The following is a 20217-nucleotide window of genomic DNA, read 5'->3' on the forward strand; positions in this document are numbered from 1 at the left end:
ATTGAGATACTGTTCCATTTTGGTTCACAGTTGATTTTAATAAATATTTATATATTTGATAAACTTGACTTTTTTTAATAATTACATATTATACCCCCTAATACTGCTGCTGTTGTTCACCTCATGCCGAAAAACTTCAGACCAAACCGCTTTTGATGAAAATTACAATCCATTTATTGCTAATTCAGTAGATAGAGATTGGGAACAAATTAGGGAAGATGGCGTTTTAAGAGCTTTGGTAGTATACAGTAGTACGAGTTACTTTTTGTACAAAGGACAACCAATGGGTTTTGAATATGAGTTATTGCAACAATTAGCCAAAGAGCTCAATCTAAAATTAGAGCTTACCATTTCAAAAAATTTAGATGCAGAATTCGAAGTGCTAAATAGAGGAGATGTAGACCTTATAGCACATGGAATGACAGTAACTAAGCAACGTCAGTGGGAAGTTGACTTTACAGAGTATTTGTATTTAACAAAACAAGTTTTGGTACAAAAAAAACCAGACAACTATTTAAAACTTTCTTGGCAATCATTAGAAAACGCTTTAGTGCATGACCCTATTGAATTGATTAACGACACCATTTCTATACGTAAAAATTCTGCGTACTATGAGCGATTGCAAAGTTTATCTAATGAAATAGGAGGAGATATTGTAATAGATACTTTAGACTCAACTTTAAGTACCGGAGAGATCATACATATGGTGTCTGATGGTAAAATCAAGTATACAATTGCCGATGAAAATCTTGCAAAAATAAATGCATCTGATAGACCTAATTTAGATATTAGTGTGCCTATATCTTTCTCTCAACGCATTTCATGGGTAACAAGAAAGAAGTCGCCTTTGTTTAAAGAAAAGGTAAACCAATGGATTCTTTCTCAGCGAAAAACAACCAATTTTAATGTAGTTTATAATAAATACTTTAAGAATAAGCGTTTGTATAAAAATAGAAGTAAAAGTGATTATTATAGTTTGGCGAATAACCAAATTAGTGCTTACGATAAATATATAAAATCTCATGCTAAAAAAATTGATTGGGATTGGCGCTTGTTAGCATCACAAGTCTATCAAGAATCGAGATTTGACCCTAAAGCTACTTCTTGGACAGGAGCTCAAGGTCTGATGCAGTTAATGCCAAAAACTGCAGCATCATTAGAAGTAAAAGACCCGACGCATCCTGAAGAAAGTTTGAGAGCAGGGACGACGTATTTGAAACAGATTTTCAATCAATTTGAAAACATTCCAGATTCAATTAACCGTATAAAATTTACAATGGCTGCGTATAATTGTGGATTTGGCCATATTGCTGATGCTCAACGATTGGCAAAGGCAAATAATTTAGATCCTAATCAATGGCAAGGAAACGTGGATGAGATGTTGTTGGCTTTGAGCTTTCCAACTAATTACACCAAAGAATTCATTAAATATGGCTATGTTAGAGGTTTAGAACCAGTAAACTATGTTAACCAAATTATTGATCGTTACGACCAATATAAGCAGTTTATTGATTTAGAATAATATTAGGGTACTTTTCATTTGGATTCATTAACTCAAATTGTTTTAGGAGCTGCGGTAGGAGAGGCCGTGTTAGGTAAGAAAGTTGGTAATAAAGCATTACTTTACGGTGCTATTGCAGGCACCATTCCTGACTTAGATGTAATCTTCGGAAATTTAACCGATACAGTAACGGCCATAGAATGGCATCGCGGTTTTAGTCATTCTATACTATTTTGTTTATTGCTTTCACCACTATTAGGCTGGTTAGTCAATACCATTGAACCAAAGTATAATCTAGGTTGGAAACCTTGGGCTAAGCTATTCTTTTGGGGATTATTTACGCATCCCATATTAGATGCTTTTACCACTTGGGGCACTCAATTATTTTGGCCATTTGATGTAAGATTGGCTTTCAATTCTATTTTTGTGATAGACCCATTGTATACAGTCCCATTTTTAGGGTGTACTATTTTGGTTCTATTCCAAAAAAGAGACTCTAAAAAAAGAACTCGACTTAATCGTTTTGGTTTAATCGTCTCAACTTTTTACTTGTTGTTCACTGTGCTTCTTAAAACTATCGTTACCTCTCAATTTAAAGAACAACTAAAGCATCAAAACATTAATTACACAGCAATTAGCACGCGACCTTCGCCAATGAATACCATTTTATGGAATGCCAATATTGATACTAAAGAAGCTTATTTAATAGCTGATTATTCTTTTTTTGATAAGAACCCGATACAGTTTAAGCGATATCCGAAAAATCCTGAATTATACTCAGACGTATTGAAGCATGAAGAAGTTCAACGATTAATTCGTATAAGTAATAGTTGGTATATAATTGAGAAAAATGGTAGGGATTGGGTGTTTAATGATTTGCGCTTTGGATTGATACCAAGAAAAGACGGGACTTCATTTTTTGCATTTTCATACCAATTAAATATAGTAGGAAATAAATTAGAGGTTAAGGAAGTACCAAAGACAAGAGGAGATGCTAAATTTTTGTTACAAAATCTATGGAAAAGAATAAAGGGAAACGAGTCTAATTAGCTTCCCTTTTAATCTTGTTTATTCGTTTAATTATCTTATTGCAAAGCGTTTATAAAAAGTGTTGTTGCAATACCAAACCCAGCGCCAGATACAAATACGTTCCATTTCATGTGCTCACCTTTTATTAGATTCGTGTAGACCCAAAGCGCTATCATAAATAAGATAACTATGAAAATCTGGCCAACTTCAATTCCTAAATTGAAAGAGAAAAGTGGCATAATAATGCTTTCACTAAACAGCATAAACTTAAAGTTACTAGCAAAAGCAAGTCCATGAATCAACCCAAATACTAGGGCAATAGCATATTTAAATTTAGCTCCAGAAAATCGCCCTTCTTTGCCATAACTAGTAATGTTAGATATGGCTGTAATCATAATAGTAAAAGGAATCAAAGTATCTATTAAAGTGGCATTGGTAGGTATATATTCCAATGCACTTAAAATAAGGGTACCACTATGACCAATAGTGAATGCAGTAATAATTACCAATATTTGTTTCCATTCAGATAATTTAAAAGCAGCGCATAAAGTCATTACAAATAGTAGGTGGTCATAGGCATTGATATCTACAATATGTTCCCAACCATTTACAAAAAAAGGTGTAAAGTTTTCCATGAAATTTAAAGGTTAAAATGTTTTAGTATAATAAGATGATTCAATGTTACATTCAAAATTTGAATTCTTAATAAAAGGAGGCATTCGCAAAGTAATCCAATTAGATTGTAAATCTAGAAACTCATCAAAAAGTAATTCGTTTTCAATATAGATTTCATCTCCTTTATTAATAGTAATAATATGTTCTTTGAATTTTATAGACATTACATTATCTCTGACCATATATGAATCAAATTTAAAACCAAGTCGTTCTTCGTTAATCACTATTTTAAAATGATTTTTGAAATAATTTTCAATGGCTTCTTTATCTGATGTTGTAATGCTTTTACTATTTATTTTATCTTCTAAAGTATCACTAAATACTGGAGCAAAATCGTCTATAAAAACATTACATTCTATTGTAACTTCTTTTGATTTTACATCATATTTTATAAGGGATGATGTTAGTTTTAAAGGATGACTAAAGGAAGAAAAAAATAATAGCGAACAAGCTGCTATTACTATCGTTATAAATTGGTTTCTCATTTTATAATAATGCCATAATTTTTAATGCCACTTGGTTGCAAATATATAAAAATACTCTTTTTCGATAACTGTATTAGAATGTGGAAATAAAACACTACTTTTGCTATGTTCTAAGAGAACACCTTATCAGTTTAAGAGGTATTATTTAGTAATTAGTTATAAGCGCTTGTCGCGTCCTTTCTTTTTTATTTCATTATTACTTTATTAGTTGTTTAAGTATTTAAAATAATTACTTAAAATGTAATTGTTTCATATTTATATAAGGATTCGGTAGGGTAGTAATTTATAATAATTTAAAATAAAAAGTAATGCAAGAAGGCACAGTAAAATTTTTTAACGATTCTAAAGGATTTGGATTTATTACATCTGATTCAGGAGAAGACATTTTTGTACATATTTCTGGATTAGTAGATGATATTAAAGAAAATGACAAAGTTCAATTCAACACTCAAGCTGGGAAAAAAGGCTTGAATGCGGTTGATGTAAAGGTACTTTAAGATATTCCTTTTTCATGTAAAAAGCTCATTGGTATATCTAATGGGCTTTTTTTATTTAATTAACATTCAAAAGAATATAATATATGGGTAAATCACAGCAAACGTGGAATAAAAATGAGCGCGAAAAAAAGCGTTTAAAGAAACGTGAAGAGAAAAGAAAGAAAATGGAGGCTCGCAAATTGGAGGCCAAAGAACATGGTAAGAAAGGAATTGAATTTGCATATGTAGACCATAATGGACAATTAACTGATACTCCGCCAGATCCAGCAGATAAAGTAGTAGTTGATATAGAAGATATAGATATTAGTGTACCAAAAACTGTTCATGAAGAAATTGACCCAATTAGAAAAGGTACTGTTGAATTTTTTGATGCAACAAAAGGTTTTGGATTTATTGTAGATTCAGAAACTCAAGAAAAACATTTTGTTCATAAAAGCGGATTAATCGATAGTATTAGCGAACAGAAAAAAGTAAGCTTCGAACTAGAGAAAGGATTAAAAGGCATGAATGCTGTTAATGTTAAATTAGTTTAATATCTTATGTGAAGAAGAGGCAATAGACATTTTATCTTTAATTCAAATAAGGAACCACTAGTGTAATATCGATTTAATTCTCTTATTTTTGAAATGATTGAATTCGCATTCTTAATCTATTTCATTAAATGGTTCGTAATATTCTTTTAATCTTAAGTTTAGTTTTTTACTCTTTCATCTTACGGGCACAATATTCTACTTCTCAAATTACTTTAGAACAAGCAAACAATTTAGCAGCATTGCCACTTGCTTGTATTCAAGTTGAATATCCCAATAAATTAAATCAAGTATTGGGTACTGGAGAAGATCTTAAATCTCCTAGAGAACTGCATCCTGCATTCTATGGTTGTTTTGATTGGCATTCCTCAGTACATGGACATTGGTCTTTAATTAAGTTGTTAAAGCAGTTTCCAGAATTAAAAGATGCTGCAATCATTCGAGAAAGATTACGCGAGAATATTTCTAAAACGCATATTGAAACTGAAATTGCCTATTTCGAACCTAAGTATAACAATTCCTTTGAGCGTACCTATGGTTGGGCTTGGTTGTTAAAATTAGCCGAAGAGCTGCATACATGGAATGATCCTTTGGCACGAGAATTAGAAACAAATCTAGCGCCTTTAGTAGAAATTATTGTAAATGGTTATTTGGAGTTCTTACCCAAATTAAATTACCCGATTAGAGTAGGAGAGCATACCAATACGGCGTTTGGACTCACCTTTGCCTATGATTACGCCAAAACTGTTGGTCACAAAGAATTACAAAACCTTATTGAAAAACGAGCACGTTATTTTTACTTAACAGATGCTAATTGCCCAATTTCTTGGGAGCCTAGTGGGTTCGATTTTTTATCCCCTTGTTTGGAAGAAATGGATATTATGCGACGTGTTTTACCTGCAGCTGAATTTAAGCCTTGGCTGCAAGAGTTTTTACCACAATTAGCAAGTGAAAATTTTCAATTAGAAGTTGGTAAAGTATCTGATAGAGAAGATGGTAAGTTGGTACATTTAGATGGTGTTAATTTTAGTAGAGCATGGTGCTTATTAGGATTAGCGAATCAGTATCCATCATATGCTCATTTAAAACCACTGGCACAAAAGCATATAAATTATTCGTTGCCAAGTATTGTAAACGATAGTTATGAAGGATCACATTGGTTAGGTTCTTTTGCTATTTATGCGTTAAAGGTTGGCCAAAATGAATAATTGGTTCAAAAATATTGGTCCAGGTACCTTGGTGGCTGCTGCCTTTATTGGTCCTGGTACTGTAACGCTATGCACCTTAGCAGGTGTGCAATTTGGTTTCGACTTATTATGGGCCATGTCTTTATCGATTGTTGCAACCATTGTTTTACAAGAAATGGCGGCGCGTATTGGAATTGTTACCCAAAAAGGATTGGCCGATGTTATTAAAGAACAAATAGAATTCCCTCTTTTTCGAAAGCTTGCTATTCTATTAATCTTAGCAGCTATTGTTATTGGAAATGCGGCCTATGAAGCAGGGAATATTACTGGTTCATCATTGGGATTTTCGGCGCTGTTTGGAGAAGATTTTGCCTCTCTATATCCAATAATTATCGGCGTTATTGCCTTTATTATTTTGTTTAAAGGCTCTTATAAATCCTTAGAAAAGTATTTAACGTTTTTGGTGCTTATAATGAGTATCTCGTTTGTTGCTGCTGCTGTATTAACCAAACCAAATCTTCTATTATTAGTAAAAGGTGCATTGATTCCAAGATTTCCAGATACTAGTTTATTAACAGTCATTGGACTCATTGGTACCACAGTAGTGCCCTATAATTTGTTTTTACACACATCATTGGTAAAAGAAAAATGGAAGCAAACCTCTGATTTAAAATTTGCTCGAAAAGATACATTCATCTCCATTATTTTAGGAGGCTTGGTATCTATGGCAATTATCGTTTCAGCAGCGGCTATAGGAGAAGGCAATGTTAAAAGTGTTTTAGATCTTGCCAAAGGTTTAGAACCTGTTTATGGTGTTTCGTCCAAATATTTTTTAGGTATTGGTCTATTTGCTGCAGGAATTACTTCTTCAATTACCGCACCATTAGCTGCAGCTTATGTTGCGAATAGTTGTTTTGGTTGGCAAGCTAATTTAAAAGATATGCGTTTTAGATTGTCGTGGAGCATTATTCTAATATTAGGGATAGTATGTTCATTTTTAAAATTTACTCCTATAGAGATTATCAAATTTGCACAAATTACCAATGGAATGCTATTACCGGTAATTGCCATTTTTCTGTTATGGATTGTAAATAAATCAAGTGTTTTAGGCTCATATAGAAATGGTGTTTTACTAAATTGTATATCGGTTTTAATTATTTTAATTGCAGTTATATTAGGAGCAAAAAGTGTATTAAAAGTTATTTGGGGTTTATAACATGAAAAAGTATAGTATCAATTGCGACATGGGAGAGGGGCTAAGCAATGAAGCCCAAATAATGCCCTATATAGATTATTGTAATATAGCTTGTGGTGGCCATTTCGGAGATACTGATTCTATGACAGCTACTATTGAATTGGCACTTCAAAACAACGTGAAAGTTGGTGCTCATCCTTCATATCCGGATACCATAAATTTTGGGAGAAAATCTATGACCATTTCAAATGATGCCTTAATTGAAAGTATTCAACATCAAATAGAAACTTTAAAGGACATAGCATCAAAAAAGCAAGCGACTATTTCGCATATCAAGGCGCATGGTGCTTTATATAACGATATTGCTAAAAACAAAGACTTGGCAGAAGTTTTTCTTACAGCAGTTGCACCATATAGAAATCAGTGTACATTATTTGCACCTTATAATTCTGAAATTGCAACTTTGGCTCTCCAACAGAATTTTGACATTGCATACGAAGCCTTTGCTGACAGGAGGTATCATAAAGATTTAAGTTTGGTTTCTAGAAATCAAAACAATGCAGTTATAAATGATCCTGAAAAGGTATTGCAACATGTACAAACCATGATGCATACATCAATGGTGGAAACAATTAGTAATACCAAAGAATTTATTCAAGCTGAAACGTTTTGTGTGCATTCTGATACACCAAATGCCATTGAGATATTGAAAACGCTTCACGCATACTTACAAAAGCATTCTGGTGAATAAGTACAATTTAGAATACAAGTCTTTGGGTGAATCGGCACTTTTGATTGAATGGCCTCAACAAATTTCTGAGGTTATATTAAATGACATAAGACTTTTACACCAACAGTTGAAGGCTACATCAATAGTAGGTATCAAAGATATCAACTTTGTATACCATGCCATGTTAGTGGTTTATGATAGAGCCTATTTTAATAAAGAGAACTTAATCAGCCACATACAAAATATATATACTGAACTGAATTCTGAGACTTTAGAACAATCAAAAACTTGGAACATACCCGTATGCTATGATTTTGGTTTGGATTTAAGTTTTGTACTTCAAGAGAAAAACATGAGCAGAGAATCCTTTATTCAACTGCATACCGAGCCATTGTATAAGGTATTTGGTGTAGGGTTTTTACCAGGATTTTTATACTTGGGCGGACTACAAAAACAACTTGAAATAGCGAGAAAACAAACACCAAAGTTAGATGTGTTTGAGGGTGCTGTGGCTATAGGAGGGAACCAAACGGGGATTTACCCACAAGAATCTCCTGGAGGTTGGCATATTGTAGGAAAAACACCCGTGCGATTGTTTGATAGTTCAAAAGAAAATCCAACGTTTATTGCACCAGGAGATCAAGTCAAATTTTATGCTGTTTCAGAAGCTCGGTATAAAGTATTGGAAATTGAAATTTCTACTGGAATCTATAACTATAATAGCGGTATATGATTGAAGTTTTGCATCCTGGGTTGTATACAAGTATTCAAGATTTAGGGCGTTTTGGGTATAGAAATCAGGGAGTGCCAAATAGTGGTGTTATGGATGCTATTTCTGCAGGATTGGCCAATGCCTTGTTAAACAACACTGTAGATTGCGCTTTGTTAGAAATGACTGTTATTGGACCAAAAATATTGTTTACATCTGAAACTGCTATTGCCATTACTGGAGCAGATATGTCACCTAAACTAAATGATAAGCGCATTTCAAACAATAAGGTGGTACATATCAAAAATGGCGATGTATTGTCTTTTGGAAATGCTGTAAATGGTGCAAGATGTTATTTAGCAGTTAAAGGCGGAATTCAATCAGAATGTGTATTGAATAGTAGATCGCAGTTTAAAAATATCACTCATAAAATTAAATTAGCTAAGAACGATCGTTTAGAAATAGTATCGATTACTGAAACAAATTTTAAAACAGCTTCTGGGAAGCTACGTATGAATAATGCATTTTTTAATACAAATGAGCTCCTTGTTTATAAAGGCCCTGAATTTGATATCTTAAAAAGCGAAGATCAAAAGAAAGTATTCAATACTGAGTTTACGATTTCAAACAACAGCAACCGTATGGGGTATCAACTAAATGAAATTGTTGCGCCTCATAACACGTCTATTATTACCAGTCCAGTTTTACCTGGTACTATTCAATTATTGCCTTCAGGTAGATTGATAGTGTTAATGAAAGATGCACAAACCACTGGTGGTTATCCCAGAATTTTACAACTATCAGAAAAGGCTATCAGCATATTGGCACAAAAGAACCTTGGTGATAAAGTTAGGCTAGAGCTAATCTAATATTGTTTTATTCACCCTTATTTTTTTTCAAATTATTAAAAGATAATATCACTGGAATTGGGGATTGTTCGATTACTCTCTATTGCTTAATTTTAAGCCAACAGAACTAATCAAATTTATTAATATGAAAAAATACTACTACGTAAGTATATTCTTACTATTGCCATTATTAATTTATTCTCAAGAATCGTATAAGAAATACTATAAAATAAAAGACCAAATTTATCTAAAATCGGTTGGTAATATTCCTGCAGATACAATCTATTTAAAAAATAAGGTTACAAAAAAATTTGATTCATTGCCTGAATGGAAACAAAATGAAATCAATAAATCTTTTAAAAATAGGCTTGGCGAAATTATAGTATATAGCTCGAAAGAAGTTATAAATGGTAAAGATGTTGAAGTGTATAAAACTGATACTATTTCAAAGAAATACTATACATCTAAATCTTATAGTTATGTAGATACTATTTTATTCAATGAGAACGATAGAAAAGGATTTGTTCTTTTTGAAAAAAATAAAATTTATGTAAATCCATATTTAAGTGGTGGTAAACGGTCACAGACTTCCGTTTTAAACAAAGACGAATCTAAGAAGTTGTCAAATAGAGAGGACATTTATTATTATGAATTAAAGAACCGACAAACAGTACGATTAAAATTTCAAGAAGGTATTGTTACGGCCTTAACAATTCCGTTGAAATATAGATTTAAAGACAAAGAAAATAATATAGAAGAAGATTTTTCAACATCATTTAATGTGTCTTTATTTGCCGGATATTCATGGGGAACAACTTCTTTTTTTCATAGAAAAAAGGTTGGAAATAAATCAAATACTTGGAAGTTTACATTGGGAGCAATAATCGGGACTTCAACGGTCACCTTAGACAAAAGTAATACTGCATCGAATCCATTAAATGATGACGAATCCTATACAAAGGGTCTAATTAGTTTAGGAATAGGTACTACTTATGTATTTAATAAAATCAACTTAGGTGTATTTTATGGATACGATTATGCTATTGGCAACTATTCAGAAAGATGGGATTATAATAAGAAACCATGGCTTGGTTTGGGAATAGGTTATTCAATATTTAGTTTATAAGTAGTCAAAGCATCAAGATGAAGGAATATTATCATAGTATAGAATTATAGCTTACAAATGGCATGCAACACATAAACAACAAATATTGATATTTGTACTATAATTTATATTATGTTAAATAGAGTTTTTTAAACGATATTTAAGTAACAAAAGAATCTACTCCTCTAACAACTCTATTGTTCGTATTTTTGTGCAATGCAAAAAAAGCAACGTTCGCAATTTGAGTTTATATCTTTAATGGCTTTTTTAATGGCTATTGTAGCTTTAGCTATAGATGCTTTATTGCCGGCTCTTGGAATTATTGGAAATGCTATTGGTACCCATTCTTTAGCAGATAACCAATTACTCATTACCATGATCTTTTTAGGTTTGGGAATTGGCTCATTGCTATTTGGTCCGTTATCTGATAGTTTGGGTCGCAAACCCATTGTATTTTTAGGCTTGCTATTGTTTGTTGTTGCGAGCTTAATTTGCATTTATGCAGATTCTCTAGCTGTTATGATATTTGGCCGTATTTTACAAGGTATTGCATTATCTGCTCCACGTACTGTTAGTATTGCCATTGTACGAGATTCGTATGAAGGCGATTATATGGCGCGTATCATGTCTTTTATTACGGTCATCTTTATATTGGTACCCATGGTAGCACCAGCTTTTGGAAGTGCAATTTTAAATCTATACAATTGGCAAGCCATTTTTTATGTTCAAATTGTATTTGCTATACTAATCGGATTTTGGTTTTGGAAACGACAACCTGAAACCCTCAGTAAACTCAATAGAATTGGATTTACACCTTACTTATTTATAGATGGTACTAAGGAATTACTTAAACATAAAACCACGATTGGATACACCTTAATTTCTGGTTTTATTACAGGTAGTTTTATGGTTTATTTAAGTACCTCGCAGCAAATATTTGAGTTGCAATACGGTATGTTAGAAGAGTTTCCTTATATTTTTGCTGGATTGGCTTTTTCAGTTGGATTGGCAACCTTTTTAAATGGTAGTTGGGTATTAAAAATTGGTATGCGACGTTTGGTAAATATTGCAGCATTCTCTTATTTAGGAGTGTCTCTATTATATATTCTATTGTATCCTTCTGGAGCGAATCCACCTATTACTATACTACTCACCTTCTTTGGATTACAGTTTTTTTCTGTAGGGTTTTTATTCGGAAATCTTCGTTCTTTAGCGATGCAGCCCGTAGGTCATATTGCAGGAATAGCTGCCGCTATTACTGGGTTTATCTCAACTCTTATGGCTGTCCCCATTAGTGCGTTGATAGGTATGTTTGTAGTAGATTCTGTACTGCCCTTGTTTATAGGTTTTTCAGTTTTTAGCTTTTTAACAGTGCTAATTTTATGGTATTTAGGTGCCCTAAAAGCTTCGGTTACCAAGGCTTAGTACATTTAATCCTTTGGCTCCTCTCCTTTCTTAATGACTATCTTTTGGTTACGTCCGGTTAAGTGATCAACCAATTTATTTAAAGGACCTCTATCATTTGGTTTTAATTGACTTGGTACGGTTGTAATATTTCCATCGCGCACAGCGTTATAGGCTGGTGACAGAATTTCTACGCCAGCTTCATTAAATACATCGAGTATGTTTTTATGTATTTCAGAATAAATCCATGGGATTTTCTTAGAATCTTTGGTATGTACATTCAATTCATACGATACATAATAATCATCTAAGCTCGTTTGCAACACAAACGGTTCTGGGTTTTCTAGAACTAGTGGCGTCTGTCTTGCAGCAGCAATCAATAATTCATTTGCTCTTTTCCAGGGCAAATCATAACCCAGAGTAACTGTAGTATGTAAAATTGTATTGCTTTCATCATTGTTAGAAAAATTTACAATATTATTCACCAATATATTTGCATTAGGTATTGTAACATCTTCATTTTTAGGAGTTCTAACATGTGTTACTAAAATGTTTTTTTCTACTACGTCTCCTATTATTTGATCAATTTTTACACGATCTCCTATTTGAAATGGCCGCATATAAGTAATGACAATTCCAGCAATAATATTAGCGATGGCTGAAGTAGATCCGAATGAAATAATGGCTCCAATAAATATAGACACACCTTGAAAAGCAGACGAACCAGATCCTGGTAAATAAGGATAGATTAACACCAGTGAAAAAGCATAAATAAAGAGGGTAATAATCTTTTGAGTTGGTTGTGCCCAATCTTTATGAAAGTTCTTTATTTTTAATTTTCCATTTTTAATATCTTGAGCAATGTATTTAATAACCCGAACCACATAACGAGCAACATAGATAATAACTATTATAAAAATTAGTGAAGGAATAAAATCAATAAAACCTTGAAATATATACATCACTGGTGTTTTAATATAGCCATAGAATAAATGCACAATATGTTCAGCCCAAGGAAAGAAACTAAACATAAAAGGAGCATATACTAATAATAGAAATATTATTAAAATGTAACGTGTTATTTTAGAAATAAGCACAAATATATTGGCAGTGCTTTTGGGAATAAAATATCGTATTAGATTTTCTTTTTTACGTAGAAAATTACGTTCTATTTTAGATAGACGTTTATCTATTTTTTTAAATGAAAAATTAATGAGTTTGAGTAACAAAATTAGTACTAATAATGATACCAAAAACAAACCAATTCTTTTTAACCATTGAGTGGTACTGAGTTCTTCTTTTTTGTTTAGTGTTCTTAAAAAACTCTCTTTATGCATTTCTGATAGATCCTCTAAATACATATCGTAAAACTTAGCATCACTTGGTGTAACAACAAACGCCACTTCATCATTGTACATGATGCTGATATAGTTTTTCTCAGGTTTTAAGTAAATAGAATCTTGAGCCCTATTGTACAATTTTGTCATTTTAGACAAATGTTTACTTATTTCTTCTGCTCGAACTGATACAGGATAACTATCTAAACTCCCCTTTATATAAAATAAGGTGTCTTTTTGAATAATTACAGGAGCACTTAGAATTGCAGCCTGAGAGGGCTCTGGTTGCTTTGGGATACTATCTTGCGATAAAATAACAGTACTATTTAACAATAGCATGATTACAGTAAGGACTCTAAACATAAAAGCAATTTAATCAGATTAGTGCTTTAAATATACAAAAAAGAAAGCTGCCGCGGTCTATTTGTAGTTTAGAACCAACGGCAGCAAATCAACTAACCAAACTTACTTTTATGAAAAACTATATATTGTACGTCTATTCTTTAAGCAACTCTTGTACTATTGTTTTAGAGAAATCTTTTGAAGCACTACCTACTGTACTTGGATTGTCTACTTCAGATGTAATTACTTTTAGCAATTGTTTCTCTGTGGGTTGCGATAAGTCATAGATAATGGTTTCTAACACATAGGTTGTGCCCTCAGTTGTTGTTGAATATGTTGGACCTGTATTCATTGCTCCGTAATATCCGTAAAACCCTCTATGATATCTATATCCGTAATTAGGCGACACATAATATGACGGTCCGTCACTTACTGTTTTGGTGTAGTGTTTGGTATCGCGTACTACGTTTACCATTACTAACTCTACGCCTCCATCACGTAATTTTTGTTTAACTTTTTCTAATGCTGCACCTGCTACTTTTTTAACTGGTGAAATTTCAGGGAATATGGTAAAGCTCTCTTGAGCATTAAACCCTTTACTGTTTAATTGATTTACTAGATCCTTTTCAAAACGTTGTCTAGAAGTGGTATTTTCTGACACACTTACAACTAACATTTTTTCTGCTTTTATATCGGCACTGTTACCAGTGTCTTTCCATGTATCTGTAACCTTAACTGACGAACAGCTAGAAAGGATTACTAAAATGATTAAAGCGCTTACTAATTTGTTAATTGTCTTCATGATCTTAATTTTAAATGTTTAACTCTTTTTTTTAGATAAACATAAAACTGAAGTTTTCATCTCCAATTCAGACTCTTCTTTTGAATCTGTGTTAATGCTGATGATATTTTTCCAGTCAACGTTTAATAACTCGAAATCTAATTCCTTTAAACGTATCACAGCGTTACTATTTTATTGTGTTTACTTATTTGTTTTAATTACAGTACAAATTTAAATCAGTTATCTTCCTTTTATTTAAGTAAATTATATGAAACGACAATAGTTTTAAGTGAAACGTCTTAAACGGAAAGTGAAACGTCTATATCAATTATAACTCAATAAGAAAGATGATTAATAAAGCAATAAGAATTGGTGTTTAATCGTACAATTTTTCTTTTATTTCTCTCCATGTAATTAAGATAATCCTTTCGTCTTCAATGAGCTTTTTACAAGTGGTGCTCATAAAGAAATTAAAATCTTCTTGACGCCATGTAGCGCCCCATTCAGGGTGGTCTACCGTCATGGCTTGCATTTCTGCATTGTCGTAGGCTGTATGAATTAAAAGGGTGTTTAAACCTGGTTTTATTTGCTTGAATATGGTTCTATAGTAGGCCTCAGTTCCGTTCGCATATTGCTCCTCTCCTATGGTGTAAATCTGATCTACTACTACCCTTACATTGTACTTAGCTCGCAATACTTCTGGTATTTCGGCTGTTATTAAACAAGGTAAATTATACACTTGCGCTACTTTTAAATATACCTCTAACACTTCGGGAGAACTCCAAAACAAACACCCCATATGGCTGTCTAAATGTGTTGGTTCTAGCCCCATAGCATATGCGCGTTCTATTTGAGACACGAGCTCCTTCTCTACTTCATCAGGATTAAAATCACTGGTACATGCGGCATGCATATATCCATATTTATTTACCAAGCTGGGAACTTCATTTATAGAAGTTACAGGTCCCCAACGATAATTTTTCCATTCAGAAGTTAAGGTTAAATGCAATCCTATATCATGATTTTGATTTGCTTTGGCATATTCAGCTACCTCTAAAATCCAAGGTGTAGGCATCATGGCACTTGCAGAATTCACAAATCCTTTAGCCATTGCTTGAAATGACGCCTCATTTTCAGATTGCGATACCCCTAGGTCGTCAGCGTGAATGATTAAAAGTTTTGCGTCTGAAGGGTACCCTAGTCTTTCTGAAATGTTTTGAGCTTGAAATTGAAGTGTTATAAGAAATAAAAGAGATGATAAAATCGTTTTCATAGTTCGCTAAGTTGATGTTTAAAAATACAAAATTCAAATGGCTTAAAACAAAAAATCCTCCATGTTACCATCGAGGATTCAATTAAAATTTTATTTAAAAAATTAATTGCCAATCAGCAAACCTGCTAGAAATAGCAATTGAAATTCAGCAATTTTTGCGTCGTATTTAGATCTACTTAAATCTCTTTCTGCATTTAATAAATTAACCTGCGCCAAACGAAAATCTATAGAAGTTACTTGACCTAGTTTATACTGCTCACTTGTTCTTTCAAAATTTCTTTGATTGGTAGTTACATTTGTTTCTTGTACTTGAAAGGTAAACAAAGCGTTTTGGTAAAATTCCCAAGCATTGTATACATCACGCTTTAATTGTTGCACATACTGTTCTTTAGCAATTTCTTGAGATTCTACCGCAATTTTAGAATTCTGAACTCTTGTTTTGGTTCTTCCCCCATCAAAAATATTCCAACCTAAGGTAATTCCTGCATTTATACCATCAAACTGTTGCGATGCCACAAAGCTGTTTTGGTCGTTATTATTTTTAAGCCAAGCATATGAACCATTGGCTGTAACTGTTGGCATCCAACCAGATTGACTAATTTTCACATCGTAGTTACTCAATTCAATACCCTTATTTGTTTGTAATAAGATTGTATTGTTTTCTAGAGCATCATTCATTAATTCATCTATATTTAAACCTAAAATATACACAACTTCTGTTTCTACATTAAAATCAGTAATATTAGCTTCTCTACCCAAAACAACATTTAAATTCCGTTTTGCATTTGCTAATTGTCTTTGAGTATCTAGGAAGGTAATGCTGTCATTATTGATATCCACTTGTGCATTTAAAACATCTAACTTTGTACTCTGGCCATAATTTGCAGCATATTCTGTGCGTAACAATCGTTGTTTAGAAATCTCTAAGGTTTGTTTTTGATTGTTTTTGTTTTCTGTTAGTCTTGCAACCTCATAGTAAGCTGCATATAAATCTAATAAAGAGTTTTCGATCACTTGTCTATTTTGCAATTCTGCAAGACTTAATGAGCCTTTTAATTGTTCATAGGTATATTTTCTATTAAAACCATCGAACAATACATAGCTAATACCTACAGAGGCATTTATACTTGTAGATTCAGCTCCAGAAACTTCTGATACTTCACCTGTTTGAGATTCTACAGAACTATTACCATTGTTATAACTTGCACCACTATTTATTGATGCAGTTGGTAAATAGCCCGAATTGTAAATACTCGCATTATTTTTTGCAACTTCAATATCTTTTTCTACAACTTTAATATCGTAGTTGTTTTCTAAGGTAATCTCAACTGCATTGTTTACAGTTAATATTTGCTGTGCAAAGGTTGATAAACCTACTGCACCAATAACCAAACTTGTAAATCTCTTCTTATTTATTCTCATCTTAATCCAGATCATCTGATTCAAATCCTATTTCTTTGACCGCTCGTTCTACGTTTTCTCTAGTTGGCTTTTCACCTGTCCATAGCCATAATGCTCCTACTTTAAAATCATTAGAATATTTTAATAAAATAGGCAATGTAAGTAAGGTAAGCATGGTTGCAAAGGCAATACCATAGGCTATGGCAATTGCCATCGGAATCAAGAACTGTGCTTGTCTACTTGTTTCAAATATTAATGGAGCTAATCCTGCTACAGTGGTTAATGATGTCAAGAAGATTGCTCTAAATCTTGATTTACCAGCCTCAATAAGCGCTTCATTATATTCCATGCCATTTTTGAGGTTTACGTTAAACTTGGAAATCAATACAAGACCATCATTTACAATAATTCCTATCAGTGCGATTATTCCTAACATTGATAAAATGTTTACAGGGAATCCATGTATATAGTGCCCCCAAGCTACACCTACCATACTAAAGGGAACTAAAAGTAATAACATAATCGGTTGGCTTAAAGATCTAAATGTAAAGGCTATAACTACATAGATTAATAAAAATACGATTGGAGTAACAATGGCTGCAGAAGACGACACTTTTGATGCTTCACGATTTTGACCTTCATACAATGCACTTACCGAAGGATACTTTGCATTAATTTCAGGCATTATACGTGTTCTAACATCATCTATCACAGCAGTTGCACTTTCTTTTGGATCTTTTAAATCTGCCTCAACACGAATCTCTCTTTGTCCATCTAAGTGATTGATAGAAATTTCTCCTCTACCAATATCATACGTAGCAATTTCAGAGAGAGCAACACGATCACCAGATGGTGTTTGAATGAACATATTATCCATGTTTTTAATAGAAGAACGTTCATCTCTATTGTAACGCACCCAAACTTTTATCTCATCTTGACCTCTTTGAAAACGTTGTGCTTCTAATCCAAAAAATCCTGATCTTACTTGAGAAATGACATCATTTAAGGTTAAACCTAACATGTATGCGTTAGGTTTTAACTTGATTTGGATTTCTTTAATCCCTTGAGGATCTGTATCGTTGATATTAATCAATAAAGGATTTTGTTCTAATTGTTGTTTTAATTCTTGCTTGGCAAACTTAAGTTCTTCTATATTGTTACTAAGTAATGAAACTGATACAGGTCTACCTCCAAAGAAATTACCCCCACCAAAACTCAATGTTTCAGTTCCATAAATAGGACCTACCTCCTCTTTAATGGCATTGGTGATTTCATTGGCTGGAAAATCTCTTAATTCTCCTTGTAACAAGTTGGCTGTAATACGAGCGGATGCACTACCTGGGCCAATACGCTTAATTACATTTAATACAACTTCTTGATCGCCAGATTGCTTTTCGGTATACACCTCATTTACTCTCCAAATAGCATCTTCTATAATGGTTGCCAACGAGTCTGTAATTTTTTCATTGGTACCTTGAGGCATTGTAAGGGAAACTTGAACCTGATCACTTGCTATTGGTGGAAAAAAGGCACCTCTAATAATACCTCCATTAAATCCTCCAACAGTTATCATTAACATGGCTACAGGAATTAAAAAACCTAATAATCTAGTCGCCCAATTCTCCATAAAGAATCGGATAACAGGTTCATAAAACTTATCTCGCAACCAATTCATGAACTGTTCAGCTAGTCGGTTAAAGCCATACATTTTCTGTTTAGGGGTCAAGGCTTTGGAATGTGCTATATGAGAAGGTAAAATAATCAAAGCCTCAATTAAAGATACGGCTAAGGTTAAGGCAACAACTGTTGCAACTTCTCCAAAGAATTCACCAATATCTCCATCTAAAAAGAAGAATATAGAAAAGGCTAATATGGTTGTTGTTATCGCAGAAATAATCGGAGGGATTACTTGTATAGTTCCGTCTATTGCTGCGCGAATTGGTGATTTTCCTTTTTCAAATTCTGAATAAATATTTTCAGCAATAACAATACCATCATCTACTAAAATACCGATTACGATGATCATTCCGAATAACGATAACACGTTAATTGTTACTCCTAAGGAACCTGCAAAAATAAACATTCCTAAAAAGGCTATTGGCAAACCAAAAGCAACCCAAAATGCAAGTCTTGGTTTTAAAAATAATGCTAAGAAAACAAATACCAATAGCATTCCTACCATGGCATTTTCAGCTAATAATTCTGTTCTTTGTGTAAGGGTGATTGATGAATCTCTAGTAATGTCTATTTTAACAGTACTGTGTCTAGAGTTAAATTCTTCTATGTATTCTTTTACTTTTTCTGAAGTAGAAATAAGATCTTCGTTATTGGTATTGTCTACCTGAATTCTTACCGATGGATTTCCGTTGTAGTAACTAGCATTTGGTGTCTCATTAAAACGATCAATTACAACAGCTACATCCTTCACTCTAACAACTGTACCATCTGTATTTCCTCTAATAATAAGGTTGTCTATCTCATTTGCTTGATACAGTCTGTTACGCGCACGAATTAAATATTCTTCTGCATCAGTTTTTACTGAACCACCAGACGATATTAAGTTTGCATTTCTAACAGCAGTAGCAACTTCTTGAAATGTTATGTCATAAGCCCTTAAATCATCCTCACTTACCGAAATTTCAATTTCCTCATCAGGATATCCCGAAAGTGAAACTTGAGATACGCCATCCATTCTCAATAGGTCAGACTCTACATCTCTTGCTATTTCTTTTAAGGTTCTGAGGGATACTCCTTCTCCACTAATAACAAAACTGATAGATTGCGCAATGCTTTCTATTTTGCTTACCACAGGTGGCTCCATACCTGCTGGGAAATTTGAAACTTGATCTACAGCATTTTTAACTTCAGCAAGAACTACGTTGATATCATAGCCCTTTTCTGTTTCTACCGTAATATTGGCCGAATTTTCCGATGATGTTGAAGTTACTCGGTCTACACCTACAGTTCCTTTAAGGTTATTTTCTATTAAAAGAACGATTCCTTCTTCAATTTCTTGAGGTGAAGAGCCTGGGTAGAATGCATTAATGCTGATATACTTTGCAGTTGTTTGTGGAAAGAATGAAGATTTCATACTTGAATACCCCAGTATACCTAGAATAAAAAAGGCACCTACAATAATCCAACCCGCTATCTCATAACGGATAAAATAAGATATAATTTTTCTCATG

Annotated in this window: 18 protein-coding genes; 11 read left to right on the forward strand and 7 right to left on the reverse strand. The window is 33.0% G+C overall.

All coding sequences use genetic code 11. The features are described from left to right. Positions 1–112 precede the first annotated feature (112 nt). Together ACYQ5R_RS09415 and ACYQ5R_RS09420 are read left to right on the forward strand one after the other, a co-directional pair. Positions 113–1522 (forward strand): MltF family protein, encoded by a 1410-nt coding sequence (locus ACYQ5R_RS09415; RefSeq protein WP_460190684.1) that lies wholly within the window; start codon positions 113–115, stop codon positions 1520–1522. 18 nt (positions 1523–1540) lie between these two features. Further along, positions 1541–2551: a metal-dependent hydrolase gene (locus tag ACYQ5R_RS09420; RefSeq protein ID WP_460190685.1), complete on the forward strand. Its 1011-nt coding sequence runs from the start codon at positions 1541–1543 to the stop codon at positions 2549–2551. Between the two features lie 35 nt (positions 2552–2586). Here the strand turns inward: ACYQ5R_RS09420 and ACYQ5R_RS09425 are convergent, their stop codons facing one another. Further along, positions 2587–3165 carry a HupE/UreJ family protein gene (locus ACYQ5R_RS09425; RefSeq protein WP_460190686.1) on the reverse strand — a complete coding sequence of 193 codons (579 nt, stop codon included), beginning with the start codon at positions 3163–3165 and terminating at the stop codon, positions 2587–2589. Between the two features lie 12 nt (positions 3166–3177). After that, on the reverse strand, positions 3178–3690 hold the full coding sequence (locus tag ACYQ5R_RS09430; protein ID WP_460190687.1) for a DUF6702 family protein: 513 nt from the start codon (positions 3688–3690) through the stop codon (positions 3178–3180). Positions 3691–3998: 308 nt separating this feature from the next. Here ACYQ5R_RS09430 and ACYQ5R_RS09435 point away from each other — a divergent pair, with 308 nt between their 5' ends. The 9 genes from ACYQ5R_RS09435 (at position 3999) to ACYQ5R_RS09475 (ending at position 11916) form a co-directional block, all read left to right on the forward strand. Then, the gene (locus ACYQ5R_RS09435; protein ID WP_460190688.1) at positions 3999–4187 is read left to right on the forward strand and encodes a cold-shock protein; all 189 of its coding nucleotides are present in this window, start codon (positions 3999–4001) and stop codon (positions 4185–4187) included. Between the two features lie 83 nt (positions 4188–4270). Beyond that, positions 4271–4720, forward strand: a complete 450-nt coding sequence (locus tag ACYQ5R_RS09440) for a cold-shock protein (protein ID WP_460190689.1) — start codon at positions 4271–4273, stop codon at positions 4718–4720. 128 nt (positions 4721–4848) lie between these two features. Next, positions 4849–5925 carry a DUF2891 domain-containing protein gene (locus ACYQ5R_RS09445; RefSeq protein ID WP_460190690.1) on the forward strand — a complete coding sequence of 359 codons (1077 nt, stop codon included), beginning with the start codon at positions 4849–4851 and terminating at the stop codon, positions 5923–5925. Beyond that, positions 5918–7120 (forward strand): Nramp family divalent metal transporter, encoded by a 1203-nt coding sequence (locus ACYQ5R_RS09450; RefSeq protein ID WP_460190691.1) that lies wholly within the window; start codon positions 5918–5920, stop codon positions 7118–7120. The genes ACYQ5R_RS09445 and ACYQ5R_RS09450 overlap by 8 nt, the downstream gene beginning before the upstream one ends. Before the next feature lies 1 nt (position 7121). Beyond that, positions 7122–7850 (forward strand): 5-oxoprolinase subunit PxpA, encoded by a 729-nt coding sequence (gene pxpA / locus ACYQ5R_RS09455; protein WP_460190692.1) that lies wholly within the window; start codon positions 7122–7124, stop codon positions 7848–7850. Further along, entirely contained in the window at positions 7843–8562 is a 720-nt protein-coding gene (gene pxpB / locus ACYQ5R_RS09460; protein WP_460190693.1) for a 5-oxoprolinase subunit PxpB, read from the forward strand. Before pxpA ends, pxpB begins: the two co-directional genes overlap by 8 nt. Further along, positions 8559–9407 (forward strand): 5-oxoprolinase subunit C family protein, encoded by an 849-nt coding sequence (locus tag ACYQ5R_RS09465; RefSeq protein WP_460190694.1) that lies wholly within the window; start codon positions 8559–8561, stop codon positions 9405–9407. The genes pxpB and ACYQ5R_RS09465 overlap by 4 nt, the downstream gene beginning before the upstream one ends. Before the next feature lie 124 nt (positions 9408–9531). Beyond that, positions 9532–10512: a hypothetical protein gene (locus ACYQ5R_RS09470; protein ID WP_460190695.1), complete on the forward strand. Its 981-nt coding sequence runs from the start codon at positions 9532–9534 to the stop codon at positions 10510–10512. A 195-nt stretch (positions 10513–10707) separates the two neighbouring features. Further along, positions 10708–11916 (forward strand): multidrug effflux MFS transporter, encoded by a 1209-nt coding sequence (locus tag ACYQ5R_RS09475; RefSeq protein ID WP_460190696.1) that lies wholly within the window; start codon positions 10708–10710, stop codon positions 11914–11916. Positions 11917–11921: 5 nt separating this feature from the next. Here ACYQ5R_RS09475 and ACYQ5R_RS09480 read toward each other — a convergent pair whose 3' ends face one another. The 5 genes from ACYQ5R_RS09480 to ACYQ5R_RS09500 form a co-directional block, all read right to left on the reverse strand. Next, positions 11922–13595 (reverse strand): mechanosensitive ion channel family protein, encoded by a 1674-nt coding sequence (locus ACYQ5R_RS09480; RefSeq protein ID WP_460190697.1) that lies wholly within the window; start codon positions 13593–13595, stop codon positions 11922–11924. Positions 13596–13728: 133 nt separating this feature from the next. After that, positions 13729–14376, reverse strand: a complete 648-nt coding sequence (locus ACYQ5R_RS09485; RefSeq protein ID WP_460190698.1) for a hypothetical protein — start codon at positions 14374–14376, stop codon at positions 13729–13731. Between the two features lie 355 nt (positions 14377–14731). Beyond that, the gene (locus tag ACYQ5R_RS09490; protein ID WP_460190699.1) at positions 14732–15628 is read right to left on the reverse strand and encodes a polysaccharide deacetylase family protein; all 897 of its coding nucleotides are present in this window, start codon (positions 15626–15628) and stop codon (positions 14732–14734) included. 102 nt (positions 15629–15730) lie between these two features. After that, positions 15731–17065: a TolC family protein gene (locus ACYQ5R_RS09495; RefSeq protein WP_460190700.1), complete on the reverse strand. Its 1335-nt coding sequence runs from the start codon at positions 17063–17065 to the stop codon at positions 15731–15733. Next, positions 17052–20216, reverse strand: coding sequence for an efflux RND transporter permease subunit (locus ACYQ5R_RS09500; RefSeq protein ID WP_460190701.1), 3165 nt, complete (start codon positions 20214–20216; stop codon positions 17052–17054). The genes ACYQ5R_RS09495 and ACYQ5R_RS09500 overlap by 14 nt, the downstream gene beginning before the upstream one ends. Position 20217 lies beyond the last annotated feature (1 nt).

This window comes from Urechidicola sp. KH5, assembly GCF_054661455.1.

Coding starts and splice junctions, on each gene's coding strand:
- ACYQ5R_RS09425 (WP_460190686.1), bottom strand. CDS start 3,165: ATGGAAAACTTTACACCTTTTTTTGTAAATGGTTGGGAACATATTGTA.
- ACYQ5R_RS09430 (WP_460190687.1), bottom strand. CDS start 3,690: ATGAGAAACCAATTTATAACGATAGTAATAGCAGCTTGTTCGCTATTA.
- ACYQ5R_RS09435 (WP_460190688.1), top strand. CDS start 3,999: ATGCAAGAAGGCACAGTAAAATTTTTTAACGATTCTAAAGGATTTGGA.
- ACYQ5R_RS09440 (WP_460190689.1), top strand. CDS start 4,271: ATGGGTAAATCACAGCAAACGTGGAATAAAAATGAGCGCGAAAAAAAG.
- ACYQ5R_RS09445 (WP_460190690.1), top strand. CDS start 4,849: ATGGTTCGTAATATTCTTTTAATCTTAAGTTTAGTTTTTTACTCTTTC.
- ACYQ5R_RS09450 (WP_460190691.1), top strand. CDS start 5,918: ATGAATAATTGGTTCAAAAATATTGGTCCAGGTACCTTGGTGGCTGCT.
- pxpA (WP_460190692.1), top strand. CDS start 7,122: ATGAAAAAGTATAGTATCAATTGCGACATGGGAGAGGGGCTAAGCAAT.
- ACYQ5R_RS09465 (WP_460190694.1), top strand. CDS start 8,559: ATGATTGAAGTTTTGCATCCTGGGTTGTATACAAGTATTCAAGATTTA.
- ACYQ5R_RS09470 (WP_460190695.1), top strand. CDS start 9,532: ATGAAAAAATACTACTACGTAAGTATATTCTTACTATTGCCATTATTA.
- ACYQ5R_RS09475 (WP_460190696.1), top strand. CDS start 10,708: ATGCAAAAAAAGCAACGTTCGCAATTTGAGTTTATATCTTTAATGGCT.
- ACYQ5R_RS09480 (WP_460190697.1), bottom strand. CDS start 13,595: ATGTTTAGAGTCCTTACTGTAATCATGCTATTGTTAAATAGTACTGTT.
- ACYQ5R_RS09485 (WP_460190698.1), bottom strand. CDS start 14,376: ATGAAGACAATTAACAAATTAGTAAGCGCTTTAATCATTTTAGTAATC.
- ACYQ5R_RS09490 (WP_460190699.1), bottom strand. CDS start 15,628: ATGAAAACGATTTTATCATCTCTTTTATTTCTTATAACACTTCAATTT.
- ACYQ5R_RS09495 (WP_460190700.1), bottom strand. CDS start 17,065: ATGATCTGGATTAAGATGAGAATAAATAAGAAGAGATTTACAAGTTTG.
- ACYQ5R_RS09500 (WP_460190701.1), bottom strand. CDS start 20,216: ATGAGAAAAATTATATCTTATTTTATCCGTTATGAGATAGCGGGTTGG.